22 protein-coding genes and 1 pseudogene are annotated in these 26,657 nt (G+C 61.2%); 12 read left to right on the top strand and 11 right to left on the bottom strand.

From position 1 onward, the window contains the following. Nucleotides 1-92: 92 nt before the first annotated feature. From MMG94_RS19905 to MMG94_RS19890, 4 genes are all read right to left on the bottom strand, one after another. A complete protein-coding gene (locus MMG94_RS19905; protein WP_016921742.1) occupies nucleotides 93-938 on the bottom strand; it encodes an HNH endonuclease family protein in 846 nt (281 codons plus the stop codon). After that, nucleotides 935-2,326, bottom strand: a complete 1,392-nt coding sequence (locus MMG94_RS19900; protein ID WP_016921741.1) for an AAA family ATPase — start codon at nucleotides 2,324-2,326, stop codon at nucleotides 935-937. Before MMG94_RS19900 ends, MMG94_RS19905 begins: the two co-directional genes overlap by 4 nt. 97 nt (nucleotides 2,327-2,423) lie before the next feature. Then, entirely contained in the window at nucleotides 2,424-3,584 is a 1,161-nt protein-coding gene (locus MMG94_RS19895) for a DUF2235 domain-containing protein (protein ID WP_016921740.1), read from the bottom strand. Between the two features lie 1,020 nt (nucleotides 3,585-4,604). Then, nucleotides 4,605-7,913 carry a DEAD/DEAH box helicase gene (locus MMG94_RS19890; RefSeq protein WP_081495740.1) on the bottom strand — a complete coding sequence of 1,103 codons (3,309 nt, stop codon included), beginning with the start codon at nucleotides 7,911-7,913 and terminating at the stop codon, nucleotides 4,605-4,607. 369 nt (nucleotides 7,914-8,282) lie between these two features. Here MMG94_RS19890 and MMG94_RS19885 point away from each other — a divergent pair. Further along, a pseudogene (locus tag MMG94_RS19885) lies at nucleotides 8,283-8,900 on the top strand (tyrosine-type recombinase/integrase). Between the two features lie 206 nt (nucleotides 8,901-9,106). Here MMG94_RS19885 and MMG94_RS19880 read toward each other — a convergent pair. The 3 genes from MMG94_RS19880 to MMG94_RS19870 are packed head-to-tail and all read right to left on the bottom strand — an operon-like array spanning nucleotide 9,107 to nucleotide 12,854. Further along, complete coding sequence (locus MMG94_RS19880; RefSeq protein WP_154420384.1) at nucleotides 9,107-11,047, bottom strand: ATP-binding protein; 1,941 nt, start codon at nucleotides 11,045-11,047, stop codon at nucleotides 9,107-9,109. Further along, a complete protein-coding gene (locus MMG94_RS19875; RefSeq protein WP_016922042.1) occupies nucleotides 11,044-11,610 on the bottom strand; it encodes a hypothetical protein in 567 nt (188 codons plus the stop codon). Before MMG94_RS19875 ends, MMG94_RS19880 begins: the two co-directional genes overlap by 4 nt. After that, nucleotides 11,607-12,854 (bottom strand): dsDNA nuclease domain-containing protein, encoded by a 1,248-nt coding sequence (locus MMG94_RS19870; RefSeq protein ID WP_016922041.1) that lies wholly within the window; start codon nucleotides 12,852-12,854, stop codon nucleotides 11,607-11,609. The genes MMG94_RS19875 and MMG94_RS19870 overlap by 4 nt, the downstream gene beginning before the upstream one ends. Before the next feature lie 383 nt (nucleotides 12,855-13,237). Between MMG94_RS19870 and trbB the strand changes: the two genes are divergently transcribed. The 11 genes from trbB to MMG94_RS19815 are packed head-to-tail and all read left to right on the top strand — an operon-like array spanning nucleotide 13,238 to nucleotide 22,799. Further along, a complete protein-coding gene (gene trbB / locus MMG94_RS19865; protein ID WP_016922040.1) occupies nucleotides 13,238-14,176 on the top strand; it encodes a P-type conjugative transfer ATPase TrbB in 939 nt (312 codons plus the stop codon). A 31-nt stretch (nucleotides 14,177-14,207) separates the two neighbouring features. Then, nucleotides 14,208-14,504 (top strand): TrbC/VirB2 family type IV secretion system protein, encoded by a 297-nt coding sequence (locus MMG94_RS19860; RefSeq protein WP_085985273.1) that lies wholly within the window; start codon nucleotides 14,208-14,210, stop codon nucleotides 14,502-14,504. Further along, a complete protein-coding gene (locus MMG94_RS19855; RefSeq protein ID WP_016922038.1) occupies nucleotides 14,504-14,788 on the top strand; it encodes a VirB3 family type IV secretion system protein in 285 nt (94 codons plus the stop codon). Before MMG94_RS19860 ends, MMG94_RS19855 begins: the two co-directional genes overlap by 1 nt. Nucleotides 14,789-14,799: 11 nt before the next feature. Beyond that, a complete protein-coding gene (trbE, locus tag MMG94_RS19850) occupies nucleotides 14,800-17,235 on the top strand; it encodes a conjugal transfer protein TrbE (RefSeq protein WP_016922037.1) in 2,436 nt (811 codons plus the stop codon). After that, nucleotides 17,232-17,969: a P-type conjugative transfer protein TrbJ gene (gene trbJ, locus MMG94_RS19845; RefSeq protein WP_016922036.1), complete on the top strand. Its 738-nt coding sequence runs from the start codon at nucleotides 17,232-17,234 to the stop codon at nucleotides 17,967-17,969. The genes trbE and trbJ overlap by 4 nt, the downstream gene beginning before the upstream one ends. Nucleotides 17,970-17,980: 11 nt before the next feature. Further along, entirely contained in the window at nucleotides 17,981-18,364 is a 384-nt protein-coding gene (trbK-alt, locus tag MMG94_RS19840; protein WP_016922035.1) for a putative entry exclusion protein TrbK-alt, read from the top strand. 5 nt (nucleotides 18,365-18,369) lie between these two features. Then, nucleotides 18,370-19,641, top strand: a complete 1,272-nt coding sequence (gene trbL, locus MMG94_RS19835; protein ID WP_016922034.1) for a P-type conjugative transfer protein TrbL — start codon at nucleotides 18,370-18,372, stop codon at nucleotides 19,639-19,641. Then, nucleotides 19,641-20,324, top strand: coding sequence for a conjugal transfer protein TrbF (gene trbF / locus MMG94_RS19830; RefSeq protein ID WP_016922033.1), 684 nt, complete (start codon nucleotides 19,641-19,643; stop codon nucleotides 20,322-20,324). The genes trbL and trbF overlap by 1 nt, the downstream gene beginning before the upstream one ends. Next, the gene (gene trbG / locus MMG94_RS19825) at nucleotides 20,321-21,322 is read left to right on the top strand and encodes a P-type conjugative transfer protein TrbG (protein WP_016922032.1); all 1,002 of its coding nucleotides are present in this window, start codon (nucleotides 20,321-20,323) and stop codon (nucleotides 21,320-21,322) included. The genes trbF and trbG overlap by 4 nt, the downstream gene beginning before the upstream one ends. After that, nucleotides 21,319-22,533, top strand: coding sequence for a TraB/TrbI/VirB10 family type IV secretion system protein (locus MMG94_RS19820; protein ID WP_016922031.1), 1,215 nt, complete (start codon nucleotides 21,319-21,321; stop codon nucleotides 22,531-22,533). The genes trbG and MMG94_RS19820 overlap by 4 nt, the downstream gene beginning before the upstream one ends. Next, nucleotides 22,530-22,799 carry a DUF2274 domain-containing protein gene (locus tag MMG94_RS19815; protein WP_154420382.1) on the top strand — a complete coding sequence of 90 codons (270 nt, stop codon included), beginning with the start codon at nucleotides 22,530-22,532 and terminating at the stop codon, nucleotides 22,797-22,799. Before MMG94_RS19820 ends, MMG94_RS19815 begins: the two co-directional genes overlap by 4 nt. Here MMG94_RS19815 and MMG94_RS19810 read toward each other — a convergent pair. The 4 genes from MMG94_RS19810 to MMG94_RS19795 all read right to left on the bottom strand — a co-directional run bounded on the left by MMG94_RS19810 (nucleotide 22,750) and on the right by MMG94_RS19795 (nucleotide 26,631). Then, nucleotides 22,750-23,718, bottom strand: a complete 969-nt coding sequence (locus MMG94_RS19810) for a LysR family transcriptional regulator (protein ID WP_016919136.1) — start codon at nucleotides 23,716-23,718, stop codon at nucleotides 22,750-22,752. The genes MMG94_RS19815 and MMG94_RS19810 overlap by 50 nt on opposite strands. A gap of 81 nt (nucleotides 23,719-23,799) precedes the next feature. Further along, nucleotides 23,800-24,774 (bottom strand): TonB family protein, encoded by a 975-nt coding sequence (locus MMG94_RS19805; protein WP_016919137.1) that lies wholly within the window; start codon nucleotides 24,772-24,774, stop codon nucleotides 23,800-23,802. Beyond that, complete coding sequence (locus MMG94_RS19800; protein ID WP_081495610.1) at nucleotides 24,771-25,589, bottom strand: ABC transporter ATP-binding protein; 819 nt, start codon at nucleotides 25,587-25,589, stop codon at nucleotides 24,771-24,773. Before MMG94_RS19800 ends, MMG94_RS19805 begins: the two co-directional genes overlap by 4 nt. Beyond that, complete coding sequence (locus tag MMG94_RS19795; RefSeq protein ID WP_026016125.1) at nucleotides 25,582-26,631, bottom strand: FecCD family ABC transporter permease; 1,050 nt, start codon at nucleotides 26,629-26,631, stop codon at nucleotides 25,582-25,584. The genes MMG94_RS19800 and MMG94_RS19795 overlap by 8 nt, the downstream gene beginning before the upstream one ends. Nucleotides 26,632-26,657 lie beyond the last annotated feature (26 nt).

Raw genomic sequence — 26,657 nt, 5'->3', positions numbered from 1 at the left:
CTTTCGCGCTGAATGGTTGATACGACGCCGTTGTCGAGAGGGCAATGCAGTTCTGCGGTCTCATGTAACCTTCGAAAGGCAAACCGTGTTGATTAGGTAAAAATACGCCAAGCTCTAAGAAAAAAGCGATTCATTCCTGCATATGGAGCTGTCGTGTCTGCTAGTCTCTCGAATTCCTTAAGGATGCGGGTACGAGTGCTTTGCGAGATTTCATTGTCCAACATCGCAAGCTTCATGATCGCCAGAAAACTGTAGTGATGATATCGATCCCGTCGTAGTTCTTCACGATTGAGCCCCAGATAGGTCTCGGCAGCAGCATAGGCGCGATCCGACTTGGCATGCGCGCCTGGCCGAATCCACACCTCTTCGTTGCTATCGTCTGCCTCGTAGCCAAAAATTGTTGTCGGATCTTCAAGGTAGGGATGCACCAGATCGGCGTCCTCGGCTGCCCATCGCTGCCTGACGAGGCCGTCATCGGACAGAGAACCGTCAATCGCGAGAGCTTTTGACAACACCGCAAGGTCACCGGGATCGACAGGCCTAGCCGCTGGCATGGCTGGTCCCGGCAAACGCTGGTTCTCAGGCGTTACGGGAAAGAAGTCCTTCTTGTAGATCTGATTGCAGATCTGGCATGAAAACAGATAGTTGTCGAAGTCGTAGGCCAGCCACCAATAGAGCGCCTTTGGTCTAAAATGCTCGACGTCACCATGTGCAACGACCGACGTAGAAGCTTCGCAGTAGGCACATTTCTTGGCACTGTCGGCCCGGACTTTGGTTTTGGCTGATTTCCATTTGCCGGATGCAAACGCGATCGGTTTGTCGCTCTCCATGCTCGTGTAGTAACGATCCACCAGATCGAGGTGCTTCGCCTTCAGCCTGTCACCGAGGAAGTCCTTGGGGAACGCGGAGGCCTGGCGTTTCCTGACCAGTGGTATCATTTCAGCTTGCCGGTCGCGGGCCGCACTTTCCCACGCGACACAGTCCTGACAGCTTTCTGGACAGCTCCTCTTCCTTCATCGCCATCTTTGCCCTGCAGTTCATTGGCGATACGTTCAAGCAACAGGTTGGTGGGCTTCAGGTAGGCAGGAACCTGTTCGCGGTCGGGAGCGCCGTCCAACTTCGCTTCCCAGGCTCGAATCTGTTGGGCGCGGCCAGCTGCGGTGGAAGCGGGCTTAACGGTCGCCGTTCGGCCTTTCTGATCACTCACAGGAAGGCCTTTCAGCGCCCTCAGATTGCGGCGAACTTCAGCTATCTGCGGGGAATCGAGGGTGTCGAGACCGAATATAGGACTCTGGATCAGCTGGCTGAGCGTGAGCTTGTTCGGTGCGCCGGCGAATTTCTCAACGGCCACTCCGACGGTAGGCGATGCTCCTCGCTTCAATATGAAGAGTTCCTCAGCGCTGGCCTGGTGGACGGTCAGCGGTGAATGGGTTGTCGCGATAATTTGGAACCGCGGCAAGGTAGCTCGCAAAAAAAAGACGAGTTGCCTTTGCCAGACAGGGTGGAGATGCAGATCGAGTTCATCGATCAGCAGGAGCCCTCGCGTGTTGAGCGGGTCCTTATAATTCTTGAACGTTTCGGTAACGCGGAAAAGCAGATCCCCGCACCAAGCGGCCATGGCCTGGTATCCGTCGCTCAAGAGCTCGAGTGGCAAGGTGCCATCCGGTGTCTTGAACCTCAAACGCCTGTGCTCCTTGTCAACGCCGGCGAATTTGACGTCGGGGAGCAGCTTATTCAGCGCACTGCGAACAAGGTCCAACCCTTTGTCGCCGCGCCGGTAGTCGAGATCGATCGCCCATTGCTCGAGCGAAACAAGCGCTGAGTTCTGGGAGAAAAGTGTCGCCACATTCTGCGATCGGCTTGTTCTGTAGGCGGAGCTGTTCGGTGCAATGCTTTGGCTGTCGGGCGCCATCCGTCGATTCACGCCGTAGCCGACGACAAAGTAGTTCCTCGCCGCGTGCCGAAGTGCGTCGTCCAGCTCGCGCAAACTATCCTGGTTGTCGGTGAGGAACCGCAATGTGCCGCTCCCGCGCACGAATTTCAGCTCGGCGCGACGCAGTTCATTGTTCGCGGTCGCAAGAACCAACTCGATGCTGGCGCTATCCTGTCCTTCCCGGATCCACCAATCGAGATCCCCCAGAATCTCTGGCAAGGCTTCACTTCCCGCCAACGCCAATGCAACAGCACGCAGGACAGTACTCTTGCCCGAGCCATTCTCGCCGAGCAGGAAGGTCCATGGACGTGACTTTCCGGGCTGCTCTTCAAAGCCAATGGAGAGCGAGCCGATCGAGCGAATGTTGGTGAGTGTCAGTCTGCGTAAAAACATTGCGATATCTTCGTAGTGAACCAGGGATGGTGAAGCCGGCGGAAATGACGCCCTGTAGCCACCTGCAGGTCCAGCCTCCTATTTCGCTATTTCGTCCTTACTCTATCAGAAAATCTGCCGGCATGTTTGGCGGCCGATCACCGCCATTGGCGCGATCAGTCACCGATTGATGAATGCGCGCGCCAGCCGGGATCGAGCGACGGGCGAACAGGGGAATGGTCAGCTTGCTGCCCTTAGAACCATCCTCGAGCTTACGTCGCCGTTGCGGAAGGAACTCCAGTACACCCCAACCCCAGCTCATCGAATTATGCGGTTTAGCGTGCGGATCCGGAGATATGTATTGCTGGTCGGGATTTCGGCCCAAGACGAGTTCGTTGACCGTTTGCGTCCGGTAGAACAGCCCCAAGGGGCCGGTCTGCTCGACCATCCATTGTAAGGCCACCTTGGCCAGACCGCTTTCGGCCTCAGGATAGCCGCCACCGACATCACCATGAACACCGGCGAACCATACCTCGCGGACGTCCTGAGGTTTGGCGGCGGCCTTGTTGAATGGGTTGCCCCAGTACTCCTCACCTTCGGGCCAAAGCTGTGGTCTGAACATTGTGCGGCGTTCATCGATTGCTACTGCATGGCGCACGCTCTCGACGCTCCAGTTGCGCTTGGTATGGGCGTGGGAACGTAGCCGAGGTCCATAGCGACCGTGCTCGATGACCGAGGCGACCGTGTCGAAAAGGCCAAGCAGACGTATTGGCGGGCGATCCGGGGCGAGGATACGTTCGTAGAGGCGGACTTCTCCGAACTTGTCCTCGCCGTTCTCCCCGATGCCCTTGTAGGCGCTATAGGCATAGTCGAGCAGGTTCAGGTTTCGCTTTTCGATCAGACCTACCGCATGGATGAAACCGGCAAGCACGCGGGCCGTATAGGCTCCCCTGCTGAAGCCAAATATATAGATGCTGTCGCGGGAACTCTGGCCCCCTCCTCCGCGACGTCCATCGTCATAATTCTCCACCAGAAACCGGTAAGCCTCCTTGACGTTGTGATCGAGGCCCCAGCCGGTGGCCAGGCCCCAGATCTCGACGGCCTTTCTCCAAAACCGCAGCCATGCGTTTTCGGCTCCGAAGGTCCCTACACCGGGATCATAGTAGACGAGTTGTCGATCGCCTTTTTCTAGCGTTCCGTACAGCCGCAGGATATTGGTACGGTCAGCAGAGATTTCGTTCGATGTTCCATCAAGCAGTATGACGATGTTCTTCGGCATGGCCGTCCCTGCTTAACGATAGTTGAAATACGATATTACACTTTTGTTCGTAGGAAAATCGACACCGGTGTTGTTTTGATATGCGGCTTCATCCACACGCCAAGCGTCAAGGCCTCGTGACTGTTGAAAAACGTCTCGAAGCCGAACAGGTGAGGTTCGCCATTCAGATCGGACAGAACTAATTCGCTCTGACCCAGGATCTCCACCTTGAACTACGCAATATCTGGCGATGGCCGAGAACAGATCGACCTGCAAAGTCGTCCCGAACCGCTCACGGAACGGTGGGGATTCCACACAGTACCGACAGGGATTGGTAGGATCAAAGCCAGGCTTTCGGCGCATCGGATGCGGGTGACCGGTCGCCAGGGCGACCATGGGCCGGCGGCCATGCGCCTGCTCAACGAAACGCCAGAGCGTCGATGTCATGGTGTTGCCGAACCCTTTGCTCAGCATCCCAACCCCGGCCTCTCTCGAAAAGGAGGCCAATGTGGACCCTCAGCCCCGGGGGTCCCGATTGGATGCCGATCACCCCGAAAACGGGGTCCTTATTCCATGCCGATTCACACTCAGGTTACCGCGGCTATCCTCAACGACGCAACGGCGAATAAGGCGATGACCATCGCAGAAGCGCGCAGCTGGCTGCGTTCTGCACCTCTCGAAGCCTATGAGCTGTCCCCGCCCTCGTCGAGGAGATCAAGCGGGTAGTTATCTAGCGGTGTATGAAGATGGACGGATGACCGGTTTTGGAGTCATAGCGTAGCCGCCGAACGACCGAGTTGGGGCGCGCTGCCGATAGGGCGCTTCCAACTCCATTTAGGACACTCTGCACCACCGGAAAGCTCCTGAAAGCCACCGGTTCGCTTTGGCCGCAGTATTCCCCCTCGGCTGAACGATCTAGATCGCGCTGCGTTTAGGCGGAATCGCTTGAACGCAGGCGACGCGATCGATTCTAAAGGTATAGAGCGCGCTTCATGCGAAAAAGCCGGTTCTCACTCTTTCGCAGCGCGCTCTAGCGTCCGTTCAACCCTGAGCTGGATCGGCCCGGTTTGCGACAGTCAAGAGAGGCCGCCCGGTAACAGTCTGTATGAAGCTGCTAGTTGCACCCAGAAGCGCCAGATGCTCCGCTGGTATGTTTTCACCGTTGAGGCCCGGCTGCACGATCCCGATGCGGTATTCAACGAACTTGCGTCGGGAAGCCTTTCGAAGGGTTGCAAGGTCACCCAGACTGCCCCGGACGAAGCGGGTATCCCGGCCCTTGAGATGCGATGTTTCTCGCACAGTCAGGTGGTTGATGAGGTTCTTCAGACTCCATGTCCACTTCACCCCCTTCTGAGCCTGACCGCAAACGACGTACAGATCGTCGGCCCGACGCCCCATCTCTGCCCGCGAGTATTTCAGGTGCCAGAGAAAAACGGTGATAGTGTCATCCGTCTCCTCGATCGCCACGATGTCCGCACTCTCGCCGGTGTCATCGTCGTCGATGATGAAGGTAGCCGGCCCTCCAAGCAGATGTTCGACAAATCGATGCTGGATCGAATCCTCACGAAACACGCCATTCTTCCAGCGGCTCTCCTTGGCGAGATCGACCCCGCGCCAATCCAAGAACGACAGGTTGGCGAGATCATACAGTTCGGGAAGTTCCTCTTGGGGCTTAAGCAGAATGTTACCGGACAGCTGCGAGCCATCCGCGAGGCGGACCAGAGGGGGATTGGCCTGGAAGAAGTCTTGTACCGAAGCCCGTTCTCCTGTAGCATCGATCTCAGCGTCAGGTCCTTCGAGCTTCTCAACAAGATAGCCATCGATATCAGGCGTATCTTCCCGAAGCGTCAGCCTCAGAGTAGTCGACACATCCTCTCCGCACTTGATTACAAAAGTGAAGCTGTCTCCCGGCGCCCATTCGACTAGGTCGAGTTCGCAGTCGTGGAACCCGAACGTGGTGGCTGCTGCCCGTACCTCAAACCGAAAAGTCGAGCTCTCGAAGAGCTGATCCGGCCAGTCCACAAGCAGAGCTTCGCTGTTCGGCAGTTCAACGATGGCTGTCGGAATGAGGGTATGCCTCAGGAAGTCGTCATGACGCGCAGCGGGATCGACAAGCTTCTTTCCAATGCTATCGCACCAGTCGATCCAGTCTGCGAGCGTACCCGACGTAAGCGACCAGATCTTACCCTTTCGGGAGCAGCCTACACTGCGACGCGTGCCCTCCTCATAGCCAACACCGGTTATGTTGGACTTCCGCTTCGACTGCTGCTGCAGCGGGTCGATCGCATTCCGAACATCCAGCCCGGCAAACATCTGGTACCGGACGTTGCGGCTGAGGCTTGATAGCCCGACGTTGTGAAGCACCAGGCGTTTCAGCCCGCTGAACGCCTTGAATACCTCCTCCTCCTTGATGAGGACCGAATCATGTGAGATCGCCTTGGCAAGGGTACCGCCGGCGTCTCCCTTCCTCGAACTATGAATGTACAGCAGCTGCAGTTCCGGATCGTACTTGGCGATGAATAGATCCCAGCTATCGATCGAGATGTCCTTCGAGTCGGTCCAGTCCAGCCCATCCTTCTGGTTGACTATTAGGACAAGGAAATTGTCGCGCAAACTGATCTGGGGCTGATGAACCTTCTGGGCCGCACGGAATGCCTTGGCGTAGCGCCCGGGCTCGAACTGGTCTGTCCGGTACACTTGAGTGCTAAGTTTGGGACGGAGAGCGAGCGCCGAGATATCCAGTTCCTCGTCGGCGGCAGCAGCCGGTGTCTCCAAGTGCTCGACAAGATCTGAGAGTCTGGCCATCGAGTCGATGGCACTGAAACTGAGATCGGACAGGAGCGCGTTCCAGTCGGCGTCTTCGAGATAGAGACTTTCCAGAGCCTCAGAGACGCCGTCGTCGGCAGTGTTCGCGATAAAGGTAGCCGGGCCGACGTTGGCCGTGGTCCTCGCGAAACGTCCGATAAACTGGAGCGTAATACCAAGACTCTTGTGCGGACTATGCAGTGCCGCCACTTTCAGCTGAGGAAGATCGAAGCCCTCGCCGAACATGTTGACGCACACGACTATGCGATGCTTCCGCGCCCTTATGTCCGAAAGCACCCCCTGGCGGTTGGGCGTCCGGCTGTGGATCACGACCGGATTCAAATCCTCATACCCGGCGTAGACCTGGCGATACAGGTCATCGGCGGCATTGATCGTGCTCGCGCGAGCCATCAGGATGTGGTCGTATCCAGCGGCAAGGTCTTCCCTCAGCGCCTCAACGGCACTTTCCGCAATAGAGGCATCTGAAAGAAGACCGTTGGGCTGGAAGACCTCCTTAAATCGGATATTCTGGAAGAAGCCGTGTGCCTGGGCAAGGGCTAAGGGAAATTCATAGATCATCTTACCATCGAGGCTCTTCCCGTCCTCGCGGAAGGGAGTTGCCGTGAACAGCAGAACGATCGTGCGATCTATGACCTTCTGGAACCTCTTCCACGTGGCCGCCTCAATGTGGTGGGCCTCGTCAAAGAAGATATGCGAGAAGAGCGCGGCAAGGCGCCTTTGTGTGTCTTCGCTGGCTAAACCGATGGCGCTCATCGTGGCGACTACGACGTTGCAGGCCTCGATCGCCGGGAATTGCTCCGGGGTCGGTCTCGACGAGAGGAGACCAATTACTGGGTTGGGGAGGTCGGTCACTGTGCCGAGGTGTTGCAAAACACTGTAGGATGCGAAGCGATTTGCCGTCTGCAATCGCAGCGCATCACTTGGAACAATAATGAGAACCCGATCACAGGCGGCCTCGACCGCTGCGGCGATCATCACCTCTGTTTTTCCAGTGCCGGTCGGCATAACCACCAGCGCCTTTTCCGATCCTGTGGTCCAATGGGCTGCAATCGCATGGAGTGCCCCCGACTGAGGAAGCCGCAGGCCTGACGCAATCAGCTGTCCTTCGGCGTCGAGCAGTTCGCTTCGGTAGTTGATCCCAGACGCCTTCCAGGCAGTGCGACATTGCTCCCGTGCGATTGCAGCAGCAGCCAGATCACCATCTCCTGACAGAAATGCTACTCGCTCCCAGGACAGGCGGGTGCCGTCGATAACAGGATTGCCCCTCAAGATGGCAGTAGGAGAGACGTCGGCATACTCGTCATTGAACGACGCGAATTCGAGAACGAGTTTGCTGTCGTCCTCCAGCATGGCGACTGCTCGACGGCATGTCGCGCCTCGATACCTCAAAGGTGAAAAACTGGCCCCGACGACCCTGCTCGGGGATTTCAATCGCTGAACGACCACGCCCTGTTCTACTCGGTCGATCTCGAACTCGTCGGGCAGAACAAGTTCTCGCAGCCCCTCAAGAGTTTTATTGTCCATCCAAGCCCCTCAACCACAAAGTGTTTTCGTACCATAGTAGGAAACGTCGACGAGGCAAGAATAATGAACAGCGCAATCCAACGCGCTTCTACAAAAGTTCATCGACGCCACGCAGAACGTCGGGTAAATTGCGTCCGCAATCTAAACCGATCTGTCAGGTCAAGCGTCAGCTTTTGGGCAATCGGCAGAATGTCCGGAATGACTGCAATGGGCGCGAAGCGGTCATCCTCGGCGTGGCCCAGGAAGTCCGCAACCGGTCAGATTTTGCACTGGTGAGTGGCAAGGAGGCCTAATTTATTCTGAGCCTGCTTTGAGGGCGTCGAGGTGGGAGGGGTCGGCTCTGATGGAGGCGCTCGGTGCTACCTTCCTATTCGGACGCCAACCCAAATTTGTCGCCCTTGGAATAAAGGACGCCTGCTAGGCCAGAAGCACCCGTTACGACCGAAAGACGTCTGGACCATTCGTGTTCGTCTACAACTCGAACACCGCAAGCGTGATCTGGCCATGTTCAATCTTGCCATCGACAGCAAGCTGCGAGGATGCGATCTCGTGCGCTTGCAAGTGAACGACGTTTGCGCGGGCGGTAAAGTTCGGCAGCCCGCGGTCGTGATCCAAAAGAAAACTAGCCACTCGGTGCAATTCGAGCTGACCGAGCAATCACGATTATCAGTCCAGGAATAGCTTGATCGGCGTGGAGTAACCAACAGCGGATATGTTTTTCCCAGTCGATCCGCGAAACACTCTCAAGTCTCGCCCCGGCAACATGCTCGCATTGTAAAGAAATGGGTGGCGAGCGCCGGGCTCGATAGCTCGGCCTACGGAACGCACTCCGTGCGGAGGACGAAGGCCTTTCAAATTTACAAAAAGACGGCAAATTTGCGTGCCGTCCATCTCCTGTTGGGTCACACTAAGCTGGAGAGCACAGTACGTTACCTCGGAATCGAGGTCGACAATGCGCTTAGCATTTCAGAGCAAGTAGAACCCTGAAGGCAACGGGCGACGCGGCCTGACGAAGCGCATGGCCGCGTCGCGCCAAGAGCGGACGCTCTGCGATGAAACAATGAAATTCGCAAATGGGCCGGAAGGCGACGATCCGTTTTTGGTGCTGTCGCGTGCGAAGGCAGCTGCTTCGGCGCCACCCCCAAACCAAAATGATCCGGCAAACGACCGGGGCGGTTCAAGCCGGCTAGTAATTAATGGCCCCGATAATAGCCTATGAGCGGCGGACGGTCGGGGTTGTCGTTTGTCATGAGGCGCTCAATATGAGCCTCAAGGGTGGATGGAGGGTCAAATAGCGTCTGGTCAATCATGATACATTGCCATGACTTGAGATCACTCTCTAGCAGCCTGTAAAGCTCGGTGTAGAAGTGACTGAATATTTCCGGATTGACATCCGGGGTGATGTTCTTCATCGGCGAGTCGATGACGATAAGCCTTGGCAAGGGCAGTTCCCGCTGTGCGGCCGTCTGATGCAACGCAAGCGCGAAGCATATCTTGAAGAGGACCATCTTCCCGCCGGAGCCGGCGTCACTGAATGTCCAGGCGAGGGATTCATTGCCCTTCGGATGTAGGTAAGGGAACCAGGAGCGCTGGTTCAGGAAGACCTTGTCGTCGGCCTTGATTTCCGGAAAGTGGATAGCGCGAAGTAGCGCATGGAAATTCTTCTCCAGCGCATTGACGTTCTCCCGGCCGGCTTCGAAGCGTCCCTGTTCGGTTTGTATTTCCCGTTCTAGTTTGCTGATCATTGTCGACAGCGTATCGGCTTCCTTCAGCTTGCCCTCCACTTCGCCGGGCATGCCCATGATGCGCACCAGCAGGCTGCGCCGTTCCCTGATCGCACCGCGACGGCTCTCAAGCCGTCGTGCGCGTTTTATGTATTCAGACTCGACCTGCCTGCGGGCGAAATCGACGCTTCGCTGTGCATCGGCGCGCTTGGTCGTCAGCGCACTCAGCTCTTCGCTCTGCCGATCGTGTGATCTCTTCAGGCGCTGAACGGACCGTTTCAGGTCGTCGATGCGATCGGACAGATCGCGTTCCATCACGGCATTGTCGCTTCCAAACCCGCCGGGTGCTTCCGCGAGGTCCGATTTGCACAACACGCAATGCGCGCCGTCACTCTTCTGGCTGACCTCTGTTCCGCAAGCGGGACAGGCGTGAAACGCCGCGCCTTTCAACAGTTCGGACGCGGTCGATGACCGGGCGAGTTTGAACTTCATCGCGATGAACTCAGCGATGAGCGACTCCTGCTCTTTCAGGCGCTGCTTGATATCCGCGATCGCTTCCGCCTTTGATGTGATCGCTTCCGAAAGCGCGTTGATTAGGTACTGGTCTTCTTCGGCCACGGTTGCAGCCGGGAGATCGTCGCTGCCCTGGTTTTCAATCTCCTCGTCTAGCTTTTCTTCCTCGTCGTTGAGCTTGTCGATCTCGAACTCGATCGTCGCCTTCGAGGCAAAGCCGTACCGATGGAGAAACTCGTCGATTTGCTTAGCCGCCTCGCGCATCGTGCGCTGCTTTTGGCGGACTTCGGAGAGTTCGGCCTGCAACTCATTCAGCCTGTCGCTGTGAAATCCCAAGACGTATCGCAGGACATCTTTGGATTTCTCCTGCCGGATAGGCTGGTCGAGTAGGAAAAAGCTGGAGTCCAAATCGGGTTGGTCGAGATAGCAGAACCTATAGAAATCCCGGAAGCTCAGACGCTGGAGCGCCGACTCCGGGTCTCCCTTACGCTTGCGGACCTTCAGCACCGGTATGTCGAGGCTGCGCAAGAGGAAATCGCTGTAATTGTAGATCTCATTGCCGATGATCGGCTCTTCACCGGACTGAAGGGGAAGGTTCTCGCGTCCGACCTCGCCTTCACGTTCCCAACTCACCTCAACCGAGGTGATGGTATTGGGATTGCGTTCGATCAGCAGGGCCGTATCGCCAGCTAATGCTTGGAGCTGAACCCCGACAAGTTCACTCTGGATAGCGGGCGTCTTTTGCAGCGAGCCGCCAAGGCAATAGTCGATTAGCTCTGCGATCGTGGATTTGCCTGTCGACATCTCGCCATGGAAGAATGAGAGCCGGCGACCGAAATGGACACGTTCCTCACTTTGCTTGCATAGCAAGACAAGGGATTCCACCACTAGGTTCATGGAGCCTCCCCCGTAAACGCGATCCCCTCGTTGAACTCCAGCGAAGTCAGTTCAGGGAATTGTTCGTAGATGAACTCCATCAACGCGCGTGCCTTAAGATTGAGATGCTTGTTTAATAAGACTGCTCGCTCGTACACCCGCGAGAATCCGGGCGATTCGATCAGTTTCTTCGCGAGATCGCTCCCCTGCACCGTAAGGTCGATCTGGATTGTGCGCCCGTCGGTGCGAACTATGGCAAGGCGGCGAGCTACCAGAATGTTGAGGAAACGGCGATAGCGGTGATCCCACGGGCCGTAGCGGTACCTTATCATTCGGGCTTCGATCGTCAGCCGCTCGAAGTCGTCCACCGGAATATTCCTGGGCGATACCCCTCGCGCGATTAGAGCCTTCTCGAGGCAAGCGGGATAGCGGAGCAGGAAATCGAGCTTTGCCAACTTGGTGATGCCCTCAATCGCCGGTGCGTCGGGCATCGAGAAGGCTTTGAGCAGGACGATAATACGGGCGAGATGCACGTCCTCATCCCGGTCCAGTGCTGTGACGATCTCGATGAGGTCCAGGCTCATGGCACGTCCTCAGCGACATCAAACCGCGGCGACCACCAGGTCTTGCACTGTTGCGTGAGGACTCCCGCCGCGCCGATCAGGTGTTCGGGACGGCATCCGTACAGCTGGTCGCGATCGGCCTTGGCGCGCACCTTCAGGCGCTCGGCAAGCGCGCCGTACATTACGGAGCCGTAAGGCTCCGCGCCCTTCTCCGCGCTGGCATGCGCCTCGGCGGCTTCGAATTGCACCGCCGCTAGCACGTTGTTGTAGCGCTTTTTGGCTTCGTTCGCTCCGTACTTCTGGCACCATTCGATGAACAACTTTTCAAACGAACGGACACGATCTTCGATGTTCGTTACCCGCGCGGCCTCAACGCCGCCCTTAGCCAATTTGCGAAATGCAACGACCAGATCGGACGGAGCATCGGCAGGCGTGACAAGCGTGGAGACATCGATATCCTGGTACGGCTTGCTGCTTCCTTTGAATTGGTCAATGACGGCGAGAACATCGGCCTTGCAAATGCGCTTTCCGGCGAGGAGTTGGTCATCGACCGCTTTCTTCAGGTCGGTCCCCGGGGCGAACAGTTCCGTTATCGGCCCCCGGAGCGCTTTGGCCGAAGCGTCCCGCGCAAGCTGTACGACCGCCTTGGCGATCACAGCGACCGTGGCATAGGGGAGGTCCTTTATGCCGGGGCACTCGCAAAGCGCTTCCTGCACGCTGCTGCGAATGTGAGTGATTTCCGATGCGTGACCGCGAACGGTCGTCCTGATTAGCGTGGTGGCCACATCCTGAGGGCTGAGCCCGATACTGCCTGCGATCCCTTTGACAAACTGACGCAGCGGGTTGTTCTCGCGCAGCCCCTTAATGCCACCGCGCTGCTGGAGCGTGGTCAGAAGCCAGGGGAGGTTGCTCGGCGATTGCTCATTCTCCCAGAATGCGTGGTTTGTGGTGAGGTCGAAACCTTCGAAGCAGCCCGGGAACTTCTGGTCCAGCAGGCAGAACTTTTCCAGGGCATTCGCGACCTGTGGATCTCCCGCCTTAAACGGCGCTAACGTGATCTTCCGCGTCTTGATCTGTTTGCCGATGAATTTTCCAACATTGTTCTTTAGCAAATAATCCTCATGATTCTCGCATATAACCTCGACATAGTCGTCGCTGATAATCAAACCAATGGCGTTTATTGCTGCGTACGAGTGTTGATAATCAAAGCGCGCGGCGACATCGTCGCCGGGATCGGATTTATCAAGAACGAGATCTGGAGTCATAACGGCGTCGGCACTTAATCCAGCTTCAGAACCCAAGTGAGCAAACTATGCCATCAGACCGAACCGCAAGTACTTTGGCAAGGCGAAAATCGCGTCGTCCTTATTCGTCGGCTTCCGGTGCCCAAGTGCAGACAGCGATTTTTGGATAAGTCCCGGGGAGTCCGCAAGGGGTCAGAAGTGGAAGACGGGACCCGCGATCTTTCCGTTTCCCTGTCATTGCGCGCCAGAACCCTACGCCCCTGACTTGCTTGTTGCGTCCGAGCGTTTCGGGCCTTTCTTAATCGTCCCCGGTTTCGAGCCGCCGATCGGCGATTCGAAGAGAACCGGGGAAAGATGTGGCGGCTCGATCCGAACATAGGGAAGCGGCGACGCGCGGCGCGCGTATGCTGCGCACGGCGCTCGGGCCGTTGATCGCGGAATGGCTCGACGACGAGGGCGTCGTCGAGATCATGCTCAATCCCGATGGGCGGCTCTGGCTCGATCGGCTGACGAGCGGTCTGGAAGAGGCGGGTGCGACGCTCTCGCCCGAGGATGGCGAAAGGATCGTCCGCCTCGTCGCCCATCATGTCGGCGCCGAAGTTCATGCGGGCGCGCCAAGGGTCTCGGCGGAGCTGCCGGAAACGGGAGAGCGCTTCGAAGGCTTGCTGCCTCCTGTCGTCGCTGCGCCCGCCTTCGCCATCCGCAAGCCGGCGGTCGCGGTGTTCACGCTCGATGATTACGTCACGGCGGGAATCATCCCGAAGGATCAGGCCAGGATTCTGCGGGCGGCCGTCGCCGAGCGCAATAATGTGCTTGTCGCCGGCGGCACGTCGACCGGCAAGACGACGCTCGTCAACGCATTGCTCGCCGAGGTCGCCAGGACTTCCGACCGCGTCGTCCTGATCGAGGACACGCGCGAGCTGCAATGCGCGGCGCCCAATCTCGTCTCGCTACGCACCAAGGACGGCGTCGCCTCGCTTTCCGACCTCGTGCGCTCGTCGCTGCGGTTGCGGCCCGATCGCATTCCGATCGGCGAGGTGCGCGGGCTGGAGGCGCTCGATCTCCTCAAGGCCTGGGGCACCGGCCATCCGGGCGGAATCGGCACGATTCACGCGGGGTCGGCGCTCGGGGCGCTGCGCCGCCTCGAACAGCTCATCCAGGAAGCCGTCGTCACCGTGCCGCGCGCGCTGATCGCCGAGACGATCCAGATCGTCGCCGTGCTAGCTGGGCGCGGCTCTGAGCGGAGATTGATCGAACTCGCGGCCGTGAAAGGGCTGACCAAACGCGGCGACTATTCGCTCGCCGATCTCATGCGCGTCAAACTTGGAGAGACAGATGAATAAGCTGCATATCGGCACAAGACTTTCTGGGCTCATGGGCGCTGCAGCGTGTTTTCTGAGCGCCGCCGCGCTGTCGACGCCTGCCGTCGCGGCCGGCTCCAACATGCCCTGGGAGCAACCACTTCAGCAGATCCTGCAATCGATCGAAGGCCCGGTCGCCAAGATCGTCGCGGTGATCATCATCATCACCACCGGCCTGACGCTCGCCTTCGGCGACACGTCGGGCGGCTTCCGTCGGCTGGTGCAGATCGTCTTCGGCCTGTCGATCGCCTTCGCCGCCTCGAGCTTCTTCCTGTCCTTCTTCTCCTTCGGCGGCGGAGCGCTGATCTGATGGAAAACGCTTCTCTTCATACCGACGGGACTGTCGCCGGCTTTCGGGTCCCGGTGCATCGCGCGCTGACCGAACCGATTTTTCTCGGCGGCGCGCCGCGCTCGATCGCGATTTTGAACGGGACGCTCGCGGCGGCGCTCGGTCTCGGCCTGAAGCTGTGGATCGCCGGCCTCGCCTTCTGGGTCGTCGCGCAATTCGCTGCGGTATGGGCGGCGAAGCGCGATCCCGACTTCGTCGAGGTCGTGCGACGGCATTTGCGCTACCCGGCGCATTTCGTAGCGTGAGGAGAGGATCGATGCTGAACCTCGCCGAATATCGCAGGAAGCCGCAGAGCCTCGCTGATTTTCTGCCCTGGGCGGCGCTGGTGGCGCCGGGCGTCGTCCTGAACAAGGACGGTTCGTTCCAGCGCACCGCGCGTTTTCGCGGCCCCGATCTCGAAAGCGCGACACAGGCCGAGCTCGTCGGCGTGACGGCGCGATTGAACAACGCCCTGCGGCGATTGGGATCTGGCTGGGCAATCTTCTTCGAGGCGCAACACAATCCGGCGCAGGACTATCCGGCAAGCTCCTTTCCCGATCCGGTCTCGGCGCTGGTCGAGGAAGAACGGCGGGCGCAGTTCGAGGAAGAAGGCGCGCATTTCGAGAGCTTCTATTTTCTGACGCTTCTTTTTCTGCCGCCCGAAGACGACGCGGCCGGCGCCGAGAGCTGGCTCTATGAGGGGCGTTCCTCGGAACATGACGCAAAGAGCGTCCTCTCCGCCTTCATCGACCGGACGGACCGGCTCCTTCAGCTCATCGAAGGCTTCGCGCCGGAAGCCAAATGGCTCTCAGACAGCGAGACGCTGACCTATCTCCATTCCTGCGTCTCGACCAAACGCCATGGCGTTCGTGTTCCCGAGACGCCGATGCACCTCGACGCGATTCTGGTGGACGCGCCGCTGACCGGCGGATTGGAGCCCCGGCTGGGGCGGGCGCATCTGCGCACGCTGACCATCATGGGGTTTCCCTCGGCGACGTGGCCCGGAATCCTCGACGATCTCAATCGCCTCGCCTTTTCCTACCGCTGGTCGACGCGGGCGATCGCGCTCGACAAGACGGACGCCGCCAGAGTCCTGACCCGCATCCGCCGGCAATGGTTCGCCAAGCGCAAGTCGATCCTGGCGATCCTGAAGGAGGTGATGACCAATGAGGCCTCCGTCCTTCTCGACGCCGACGCCCACAACAAGGCGATGGACGCCGACGCGGCGCTGCAGGACCTCGGCTCCGATCTGATCGGCGAAGCCTATGTGACGGCGAGCTTCATCGTCTGGGACGAGGATCCGCGCCGCGCCGACGAGAAGCTGCGCCTTGCCGAGAAGGCGATCCAGGGCCGGGACTTCACCTCCATGGTCGAAACGGTCAACGCGCTCGAGGCCTGGCTCGGCTCTCTTCCCGGACATGTCTACGCCAATGTGCGCCAGCCGCCGGTCTCGACCCTCAATCTCGCCCATATGATTCCGCTCTCGGCGGTCTGGGCGGGACCCTTGCGCGACGAACATCTGAATGCGCCGCCACTCTTTCTCGCCCGAACGGAAGGCTCGACGCCGTTCCGCTTCTCGCTTCATGTCGGCGACGTGGGCCATACGCTGGTCGTCGGGCCGACCGGCGCCGGCAAGAGCGTGCTGCTCGCTTTGATGGCGCTGCAATTTCGCCGCTATGAACGCTCGCAAGTGTTCGTGTTCGACTTCGGCGGCTCGGCGCGGGCGGCGGTCCTCGCGATGGGCGGGAGCTGGCACGACCTCGGCGGCGCGCTCTCCGAGGACGCGCTGGAGCCCGTCGCGCTCCAGCCGCTCGCCAATGTGGTTGAGGCGGCGGAGCGAAGCTGGGCGGCGGAATGGATCGCCGCGATCCTCGCCCGCGAAAATGTCGGCGTCACGCCGGAAGTGAAGGAGCATATCTGGTCGGCGCTCTCTTCTCTTGCTTCCGCGCCGGCCCACGAACGGACGCTCACCGGCCTCTCGATCCTCCTGCAATCGAACAGCCTCAAGCGTGCGCTCAAACCCTATTGCCTTGGCGGCCCGCATGGGCGCCTGCTCGATTCCGAAGTCGAGCATCTGGGCGACGCCGACATCCAATGTTTCGAGACGGAAGGGCTGATCGGCTCCGCCGCGGCGCCCGCTGTCCTCTCCTATCTATTCCACCGCATCGAAGGCCGGCTCGACGGCTCGCCCACTCTTCTTATTATAGACGAAGGCTGGCTGGCGCTCGACGATCCCGGTTTCTCCGCGCAATTGCGCGAATGGCTCAAAACTCTGCGCAAGAAGAACGCGTCCGTCGTCTTCGCCACCCAGTCGCTCGCCGATATCGAGACGAGCCCGATCGCCCCGGCGATCGTCGAGAGCTGCCCGACGCGGATTTTCTTGCCCAATGAGCGGGCGATCGAGCCGCAGATCCTGTCGATCTATCGGCGCTTCGGCCTCAACGACCGGCAGATCGAGATCATCACGCGGGCGACGCCGAAGCGCGACTATTACTGCCAGTCGCGGCGCGGCAATCGCCTGTTCGAGCTCGGGCTCGGTCCCGTGGCGCTGGCGCTCTGCGCCGCCTCCTCGAAGAGCGACCAGAAGCTGATCGCCGACATTCTCGCGGAGGTGAGCTACGAGGGCTTCGCCTCGGCGTGGCTCGCCGCGCACGGCCTCGGCTGGGCCGCCGATCTTCTTGTCCCCAACGACAATCTGGAGGCCACGTCATGATCAAGATCCATATCCATTGCCTCGCAACGGTGAGCGCCGTCGCGCTTGCTCTTTCGCTTGGCGCGCCGGCGTCGGCGCAATTCGCGGTGTTCGACCCCACCAATTACGCCCAGAATGTCATGACCGCGGCGAATACGCTGCAGCAGATCAACAATCAGATCACCAGCCTCCAGAACGAGGCGCGGATGCTGATCAATCAGGCGCGCAATCTCGCCAATCTTCCCTATTCCTCGCTGCAAACGCTCCAGCAGTCGATCGGCGAGACCCAGCGCCTGCTCAATGAGGCGCAGCGCATCGCCTATGACGTGCGGCAGATCGACCAGATCTTTTCGACGCAATATGGCGCTGCAGGCGCCTCGACGAGTTCGGCCAGCCTGATCGACGGGGCGCGCCAGCGCTGGCAGAATTCTCTGGCGGCGTTTCAGGACGCGATGCGGGTTCAGGCCGGCGTCGTCCAGGCGATCGACACGGCCCAATCCGAAGCGGGGGCGCTGCTCTCATCCAGCCAATCCGCCGTCGGCGCCTTGCAAGCGTCGCAGGCCGGCAATCAACTTCTCGCGCTCCAAAGCAAGCAGCTTTCCGATGTGACCGCGCTGCTCGCGTCGCAGGGCCGCGCCCAGTCGCTCGAACTAGCGCGTCAGGCGCAAGCCCAGGAACAGGCGCGCGAGCAGATGCGCCGCTTCATCGCGCCGGGACAGGGCTACCAGCCCGGCAATGTCGCCATGTTTCATTGAGGCGCGCCGCGATGAAAATCGAAGACTGGCTCATGCCCGAAAATCTCGGCCTGATCGCGCTCGGAATCGTCGTTGGCGGCGTCGGCCTGATCGGCGTCGAAGCGGCTTGCGACGCCGACGTCGCCGCAAGATCTCACGCCTTGCCCGCCTCCGAGCGCATCGCGCCGACAAAAACATCCCCGATCGATGAAGAGCTTCTGCGCTGCGCCCAGCTCCCGATCGAACAGGCGGACGATCCCAAATGCCGGGCGCTTTGGGCGGCCCAGCGGAAAAAATTTCTGACGCCGAGCGAGCGGCGGGACGAGTCGGGTGAAACGCTCGACATCTTCCCGTCGGTTCCGCGGGCGCTCGAAAAACCGTCGCCAAAATTGGCGCCAACTCAAGGAAGCGAGTGACGCGCATGGGCGGGACCGGAATCATCGATCGCTTCCTCGAGACTTTCACCCGCTATATCGATTCGGGCTTCGGCCTGCTCGGGGGCGAAGCCTCGTTCCTCGCTTCGACCCTGGTCGTGATCGACGTGACGCTCGCCGCCCTCTTCTGGAGCCTGGCGCCCGACGAGGACATCATCGCCCGCCTCGTCAAGAAAACCCTCTTCGTCGGCGTCTTCGCCTATTTGATCGGCAATTGGAACAATCTCGCCCGCATCGTCTTCGAAAGCTTCTCCGGCCTTGGCCTCAAGGCGGCGGGAAGCGGCCTGTCGACGGGGGACTTTCTGCGGCCGGGACGCATCGCCCAGGTCGGGATCGACGCCGGACGCCCGATCCTCGATTCCGTCTCAGGGCTTCTCGGCTATGTCGCCTTCGTCGAGAACTTCGTCCAGATCGTCGTCTTGATGTTTGCCTGGACCGTCGTCCTGCTGAGCTTCTTCATTCTCGCCATCCAACTCTTCGTCACGCTGATCGAGTTCAAGCTGACGACGCTCGCCGGCTTCGTGCTCATTCCCTTCGGCCTTTTCGGCAAGACCGCTTTTCTCGCGGAACGCGTGCTCGGCAATGTCGTCTCCTCCGGCGTCAAGGTGCTGGTGCTCGCCGTCATCGTCGGCATCGGCTCGACGCTCTTTCAGCAATTCACGGCCGGGTTCGGCGGCGCGCAACCCACAATCGACGACGCCATGGCGCTGGTGCTCGCCGCGCTGTCGCTGCTCGGCCTGGGGATTTTCGGCCCCGCCGTCGCCAATGGGATCGTCTCGGGCGGGCCGCAGCTTGGCGCGGGCGCCGTCGTCGGAACCGGCTTCGCCGCAGGCGGCGCCGTTCTCGCCGGCGCCGGCGCCGCCCGCATGGCCGGCGGCGCGCTGACGAGTCTCGCCGGAAAGAACGAAATGCAGGCCGCCGCGGCGCTGCCGCCGTGGCGCGGTCCGAATCCTCCCGGCGGCGCGCCGTCATCCGGCGGATATCCGCCCGCTCCCAGCGGATCGCCGGGAGGAGAAACGGCGGGCGCGGCGCTCGGCGGACCTTTGTCTCAAGTTGCTGGCGGGGCGACGCCGGTTGGCGGCGCGTCGGGTTCCATTGCGCCGAATGCCGCGCGGATTGGCGTCGGCGAACCCGCCTGGGCGAAGCGTATGAAGCGGCATCAATCCGTCGCCCACGGCCTTTCTCTCACCGCCCATTCCCTTCGCGCCGGCGACTCCCATGGCGCGGGAACGTCGATCAATCTGAGCGAGACGCGCTGATGTTCAAACGATCCTCCATTCGCTACGGGCGAACGCCTGAACCCGAAACGCCCTATCAGAAAGCCGCCCAGATCTGGGACGAACGGATCGGTTCGGCGCGCGTGCAGGCGAAAAATTGGCGCTTGATCGCCTTCGGCAACCTCTTTCTCGCCGGCGGTCTCGCCGCCGCCCTTGTCTGGCAGGGTGCACGCGGAACTGTCGTTCCCTGGGTGGTGCAGGTCGATAAATTCGGCGAGGCGCAGGCCGTCGCGCCGGCTGTCGCCGATTACAGGCCGACCGATCCGCAGATCGCCTGGCATCTCGCCCGCTTCATCGAGAATGTGCGTGCGATCCCCGCCGATCCGATCGTGGTCCGCCAGAACTGGCTCAGATCTTACGACTTCACGACCTACAAGGGCGCGGCGGCTCTGAACGACTACGCCCGCGCCAATGATCCTTTCGCCAAAGTCGGGCAGATCCAGATCGCCGTCGAGGTCGCAAGCGTCATCCGCGCTTCGGCCGACTCCTTCCGCATCGCCTGGACCGAGCGGCGCTATGAAAACGCCAGCCTCGCCTCTACCGAGCGCTGGACCGCCATTCTGACCATTGTCGTTCAGCCGCCGCGCGACGCCGAGCGCCTGCGCAGGAATCCGCTCGGCCTTTTCATTCACGCCATCAACTGGTCGAAGGAGCTCGGACAATGACATCTCTTGCCTCTCGTTGTCTTCGCCGAACCTCGCTTCTTCTTTTCAGCGCGACCGCCCTCAGCAACTGTTCGACCTTCAAGCCGCCGGAGATCGCCTATGACGATCCACCGTCTCCGGCGTTGCTCGAAAGCGAGCCGCCCAAGCCCGTCAGGATTGTCGAGATTCCAAAACTCCTGCCGTTGCCGGGCCAGTTGAAGCCTCTCTCTGGCGGCAAGGAAACGCCCGAGGCGCGCGACCCCAAGGCGCGAATCGAACAGGCGAACGCCGCCGCGCGCGTGCAGCCCCGCCGCGCCGGCTATCTCAACGCCGTCCAGCTCTATCCCTTCTCAGACGGGGCGCTCTATCAGGTCTACGCCGCGCCCGGACAAATCACCGACATCGCCTTGCAAGATGGCGAACAGCTTGTCGGCTCCGGTCCCGTCGCCGCCGGCGACACCGCGCGCTGGATCATCGGCGACACCGAGAGCGGCTCCGGCGCGTCGAGAAAGATCCACATCATGGTCAAACCGACGCGGCCGGACCTCATGACCAATCTCGTCGTCAATACCGACCGGCGCACCTATCATCTCGAGCTCCGCTCGACCGAAAAGACCTATATGGCCTCGGTCTCCTGGCACTATCCGCAAGACGAGCTGATCGCGCTGCGTCGCCGGAACGCCGTCACCGAGGAAAGGGCGCCGATCGACACCGGCGTCGATCTCGCCAGCCTCAATTTCCGCTATGCGATCGAGGGGGACGCCGCGCCCTGGCGACCGCTCCGGGCTTTCGATGATGGCCGCAAAGTCTATATCGAGTTCCCGCGCGGAATTTCCCAGGGAGAAATGCCGCCACTCTTTATCATCGGCGCCGCCGGCGACAGCCAGCTCGTCAATTATCGCGTGCGCGGCCATCATATGGTCGTTGACCGGCTCTTCGCCGCCGCCGAACTGCGTTTTGGCGCCGACGACCAAAAAGTCGTTCGCATTATGCGCAGCGACGGGCGGCCCGCCATATGAGCGCGCCAGGTCAAGAGAAGAAGGTCGCCGAGGAGCTGCGCCTGCGGCCTGAACGGCCGCAGGTGACGAGATTGTCGCGCCGCGCGCTGATCGCGCTCGCGGGCGTCTCCTCAGCGAGTGTTCTTGGTCTGACGCTCTGGGCGCTGCATGAAAATTCGCGCACGGGTCCGCCGCCCGAGCTTTACAACACCGGCGCCAAAACAACGGCCGACGGATTCGATGGCTTGCCGCGTGACTATGCGGGTCTGCCAAGAAACGTCCCGAAGCTCGGCCCTCCGCTGCCGGGCGATCTCGGGCGCCCGATCCTCGCCGCGCAGGGACAATATCCGCAATCCACGGTCGATCCCGAGGAACAGCGCGCCGGTCAGGAGCGCGAAGCCGCGCGCACCGCCAAACTCTTCGCGCCGACCAGCGTGCGCGAGCGGCCGTCAACAGCGACCGCGGCGCCGCCATCCTTGAAGGACGAGGCGAACGCTCAAAGCTCCATCTCCTTGGCCGACTCGGCGCCCATAGATCCCGGCGCCATCCAGAACATGCAGGATCGCAAGCTCGCCTTCGTCAATGCGCCCGTCGATCGCCGCACCGTCAGTTCCGATCGCCTGGCCGCGCCTGCCTCACGCTATGTCCTGCAAGCCGGCGCCGTCATTCCGGCGGCGCTCGTCACAGGCATTCGTTCCGATCTTCCCGGGCAGATCACGGCTCAGGTGACGGAAAATGTCTACGACAGTCCAACCGGGAAATTTCTGCTGATCCCGCAGGGCTCCAGGCTCATCGGCGTCTATGACTCCCAGATCGCTTTCGGCCAGTCACGCGTTCTGCTCGTCTGGAGCCGTCTCATCCTTCCTGACGGCCATTCAATCGTCCTCGAACGTCAATCCGGAGCCGACTCCGCCGGCTATTCGGGGCTCGAGGACGAGGTCGATCATCATTGGTTGCGGCTCGCCGGCGCCGCCGCGCTCTCCACCATTCTCGGAGTCGGAACTCAGCTTGGGACGACCGGCGACGAGAATGCTCTTATTCAGGCGCTGCGCCGCGGCGGCGCGCAGAGCCTCAATCAGACCGGCCAGCAGATCGTCGGCCGCAATCTCAACATTCAGCCGACGCTTACCATCCGTCCCGGCTTTCCGGTTCGCGTCATTCTCACGCGCGACCTTGTCCTCGCGCAATATCCCGAGGTTGCAGAAGTCGCCGCCACGGGAGTCGATCCATGACCAAGCTGAAACTGACGTCTGTCGATGACGAGAAGCCCGTCAGGCTCACCATCTCGCTGCCGGCCGCCTTGCATCGTGATCTCGCCGCCTATGCGGAAATTCTGGCAAGCGAATCCGGCAAGGCGGTCGAACCGGCAAAACTCATCGCACCCATGTTGGAGAAATTCATCGCGGGCGACCGTGGATTCGCGAAGGCGAGAGGCTCGCGCAGGAACGCTACGCTTTCGGCGGGCGAGTCTCCGCCGACATCGAGCGCGCCAGACTGAGAAAACGGCGCAAGGCGGGGTTGTCATTGCCGGGAAGCCAGACGGCGCTATAGGATAATTTGTTGTCGCCAGCGAGAGGTCGGAACACCACGCCGGGATAGGAGATTCCGGTCGACGAGTCGTTCAACAGGCTGAAGCCGAAGTCCAGCGCGACGAATTGCATAACAGACTCCTGAGAAAGATCGTATCTCGCCGACGACAAGCGGGCGCCGATCGTCGACAATCTCTCGCTCGCATGTCGATCATATCCCGCGGCCGTCGCTTCCCGGCCAAAAATGAAATGTGCGTCTTTCAACAACTCCCAGTCGATCGATTCACAGCCTGAAAGGGGGTGGCCGGCGGACAAGGCGATGCAGACGTCGGAGCTCCACAGGATTTCGGTATCGCAACCCTTCACGGTCGCGCCAGCGACCATGAAGGCGACGTCGAGACGCCGATCCATAATGCGGGAAATCAGTTTCTCCGGAGCCTCTTCGACGCATTCGAACGCGATGCCCGGCTGCGCCTCGTGGAAGGCGCCGACAAGGCGGCTCAGGAAGCCCGGAAATATCGACGGCAGAACGCCGACGCAGATCAGGCCCTCGACGCCGCGTCCCGCCGCCGCCGCATTCGCGAAAGCGTAATCCATGTCGGCGAAGGCGGTTCGGACGAGCTCGAAAAAGCGCTTGCCGGCGTTCGTCAGCCGAACGCCGTTCGAATGACGTTCGAACAGCGAGACGCCGAGATCGTCTTCGAGCGCCTGAATGCGTCGGCTGACAGCGGACTGGCGAACGCCGAGAATCTGGGCGGCGCGACTGATGCTTCCATGATCGGCGACGACGAGCGCCTGCGAGACCGAGACGAAGCTGTCGAGCGGGTCTAATCCCGACGACGAATTGCGGCAGCTTCCTCTCCGGACGCTATGAAACGCAACGCCCATGTCCGCATCTCGTCAATCGTTTGCGTCCTTGCCGAATTTCGAATGTTTCTCGAAAAACCAGGACAAATGGGGCGTCACGCATCATCTCGCCAAACCGAACGAGATGGTGACGCTGCCGTGGAAATGTCCGCCCGGCGGCGGCGGGGGATGAGACGCCGCCATCATCTGATGCACGGCCGCATCGATCGCGCTGTCGCCCGACGAGCGGGTGATCGAGTGCCCCGTGATCGCGCCTGAGGGGCCGATCGAGAACACGACGCTGACCGAACCCGTCGAGCCGGACTGACGCGCGCTTGGGGGATAATGCTTGTGCCGATTGATTTCCGCCGAGACCAGCGCGGCGTAAGCCGCATTCGACATGCGTGGCGCGTCGCCGGAGCCCTCGCGCACGCCCGCGCGGACGGCGGCGGCGCCGATCTGCGCATGCGCCGCCTGCTGGCGCGCCCGAGCCTTCTCCCATTTCTTCGCCGCCCGCAGCGCCGCCTGGCGACGGGCTTCCTCGAGCTGGCGTTTCTTCCGCTTGCGCTCTTCCTCCTGACGCCAGCTTTTCTCCATATTCTCCGGCCGGGGCCGCGCCACTGCGAGCTGCGGCGCATCGGGAGACTGGATCTTGGGGAGCGGCGCGGCGAGCTCGCTCGCCGTCGCGATCGGCGTCGTCTTCTCCAAGGGTATGGAGACGTCAGGGTCTTCGTGGATCGCCGGATCGGGCGACGCCGCGAGCGCCGGATCGTCGCTGGCGACCGGGGCCGCCTCCGGCGTCGGTTCGCTGCTGGTTTCGGTGACCGTTTCGCCCTGAGGCACGATCTCGACATGTATTTCGTCGAGCGGCGTCGTCTCGATGGCGGCGAAGACCATGAAGGCGGCGAGCGCCGCCACATGCAGGCCGGTCACGACGGTCGTCGCCGCCGGCCGCAGCCAGGGGGGCCTTACCTCATATTGGGGGTCGACGTTCTCGTCCTTCCGCTCCTCATGCGGATTTGAGGCGTCGAGCGCCTCCGATGCCGATAACCCGAGCGACGGATCGGGCGGCGTCTCCCCTGTCGCGGGAGCGTTCATCGGATCGTCCCTCCGATCTTCTCAGGAATGTCGCCGGGCCGGCCTTGGCGCGGCCGAGGCGCGATCATGACCGGCGCGATCGTTTCTTGTCGCGCTCCTTCATGCTCATAGGAGATGCGCTTCAGCGGCACGCCATAGAGCGAGGTGAGATTGTCCTCGGAAAGAATCTCATCGGCCGATCCCGTGACGTAATCGCCTTCGCCGCGCATCAGTAAGGCGATATCCGACACAGCGAGCGCATGATGGGGATGATGCGTGGTCATCGCCACCGTCAACCCGTCCTCGCGCGCGAAAGCGCGGATATGATCGAGGACGAGCGACTGGTTCTCGAGATCGAGCGCCGAGGTCGGCTCGTCGAGGACGAGTATCTCCGCCTCGGCGACCAGCGCGCGGGCGAAGATCACGAGCTGGCGCTGGCCGCCGGAGAGCTCGTGAAACGGCCGGTCCGCCAGATCCGCCACGCCGAGACGATTGAGCGCGGCGAGCGCCGCCGCCTCATCCTCTTTCGTCGGCTGCGAGAAGAGGCCGATGCGTCTGGCGCGACCCATCAGCGCCATGTCGAGCGCCGTGTAGTCGAAGCTCACCTGAAAGAGCTGCGGCACGAAAGCCACGCGCCCCGTCACTTTCAGCGCGCCCTCGCGGGGCGTCAGCGCGCCGATCAGGAGATGCAGGAGAGTCGTCTTGCCGCGCCCGTTCGGCCCGAGGATGGTGAAGACCGTCCCGCGCGGAACGACGGCGTCGAGATGGCGCAGCACGAAATGGCCCGGGCGGTAATAAAAGCCCAGGTCCACGAACGAGATCGCGGGCTCACTCACGCGCCCAGCCTTTCGATTGCGTCTTCCAGAACAGAAAGGCGAAGATCGGCGTGCCGACGACGCTGGTGAGCAGGCCGATCGGGATTTCCTGCTCGGTGAGGCTTCTGGCGATGTCGTCCATGGCGAGGAGATAGATGCCGCCGAGAAAGGCCGACGTCGGCAGGAGCCTTGTATGCTCCGGCCCGACCAGCATGCGGGCGAGATGCGGGACGATGAGGCCAACCCAGCCGACGCCGCCGCTGACCGAGACCTGCGCCGCGACCAGGACGGCGACGAGGCCCATCAGGCTCCAGCGCAACAGCTCGACATTGACGCCGAGCGCCCTGGCGTCGGTCTCGCCGAGCGAGAGCAGATTGATGCGCCAGCGCAGCGCAAGGAGCAGCGTCCCGGCGACGAGCGTCACGGCCGCGACGATCGCCACCTTCTCATAGGTCGCGCCAGCGAAGCTGCCGAGCAGCCAATAGACGATGGAGGGCAGCTTCACCATCGGATCGGCGAGCGTCTGCAACAGGCCGACGAGCGCGCCGCAAAAGCCGCCGACGATGACGCCGGAGAGGACGAGCGCCAGCGTGCTCGCGCGTCCGGCGATCCGCGCCAAGCCGAAAGCGGCGACGAGGGCCGCGAGGCCGGAGCCGAAGGCGAGCCCTACGACGCCGAGCGCCGGCCAGGACAGCATGATGGCGGCGACGCCGCCGAGCGCCGCGCCCGACGAGACGCCGGCGATCTCCGGCCCGACGAGCGGATTGCGGAAGACGCCCTGCATGGCGGCGCCGGACATGGCGAGCCCCATGCCGCAGAGCGTCACCAGCAGAATGCGCGGCATGCGCACGATCTCGACGACGACCCAGGGCGCGTTTTCATAGTCGCCGACGGCGTTGATCGGAAAGGTCGTGAACACGATGCGCGCGACCTCGCCGAACGGCACGGGATAGCGCCCGAGCGTGAGCGAGAAGAGCATCAGCAGGATGAGAAGAACGAAGAGGAGAATCGGCAGCGCGTCCCGGACGCGATGACGGTTCGACTCGACACCATCGTGCCTGATTGTCTGACCCGCTGCGCCATAATCCA

Origin of the sequence: Methylocystis parvus OBBP (genome assembly GCF_027571405.1) — a bacterium.
In the GTDB taxonomy this organism is placed as follows: domain Bacteria; phylum Pseudomonadota; class Alphaproteobacteria; order Rhizobiales; family Beijerinckiaceae; genus Methylocystis; species Methylocystis parva.
Note: the sequence above shows the minus strand (reverse complement) of the source record. Positions and strands in the feature narration are given on the sequence as shown.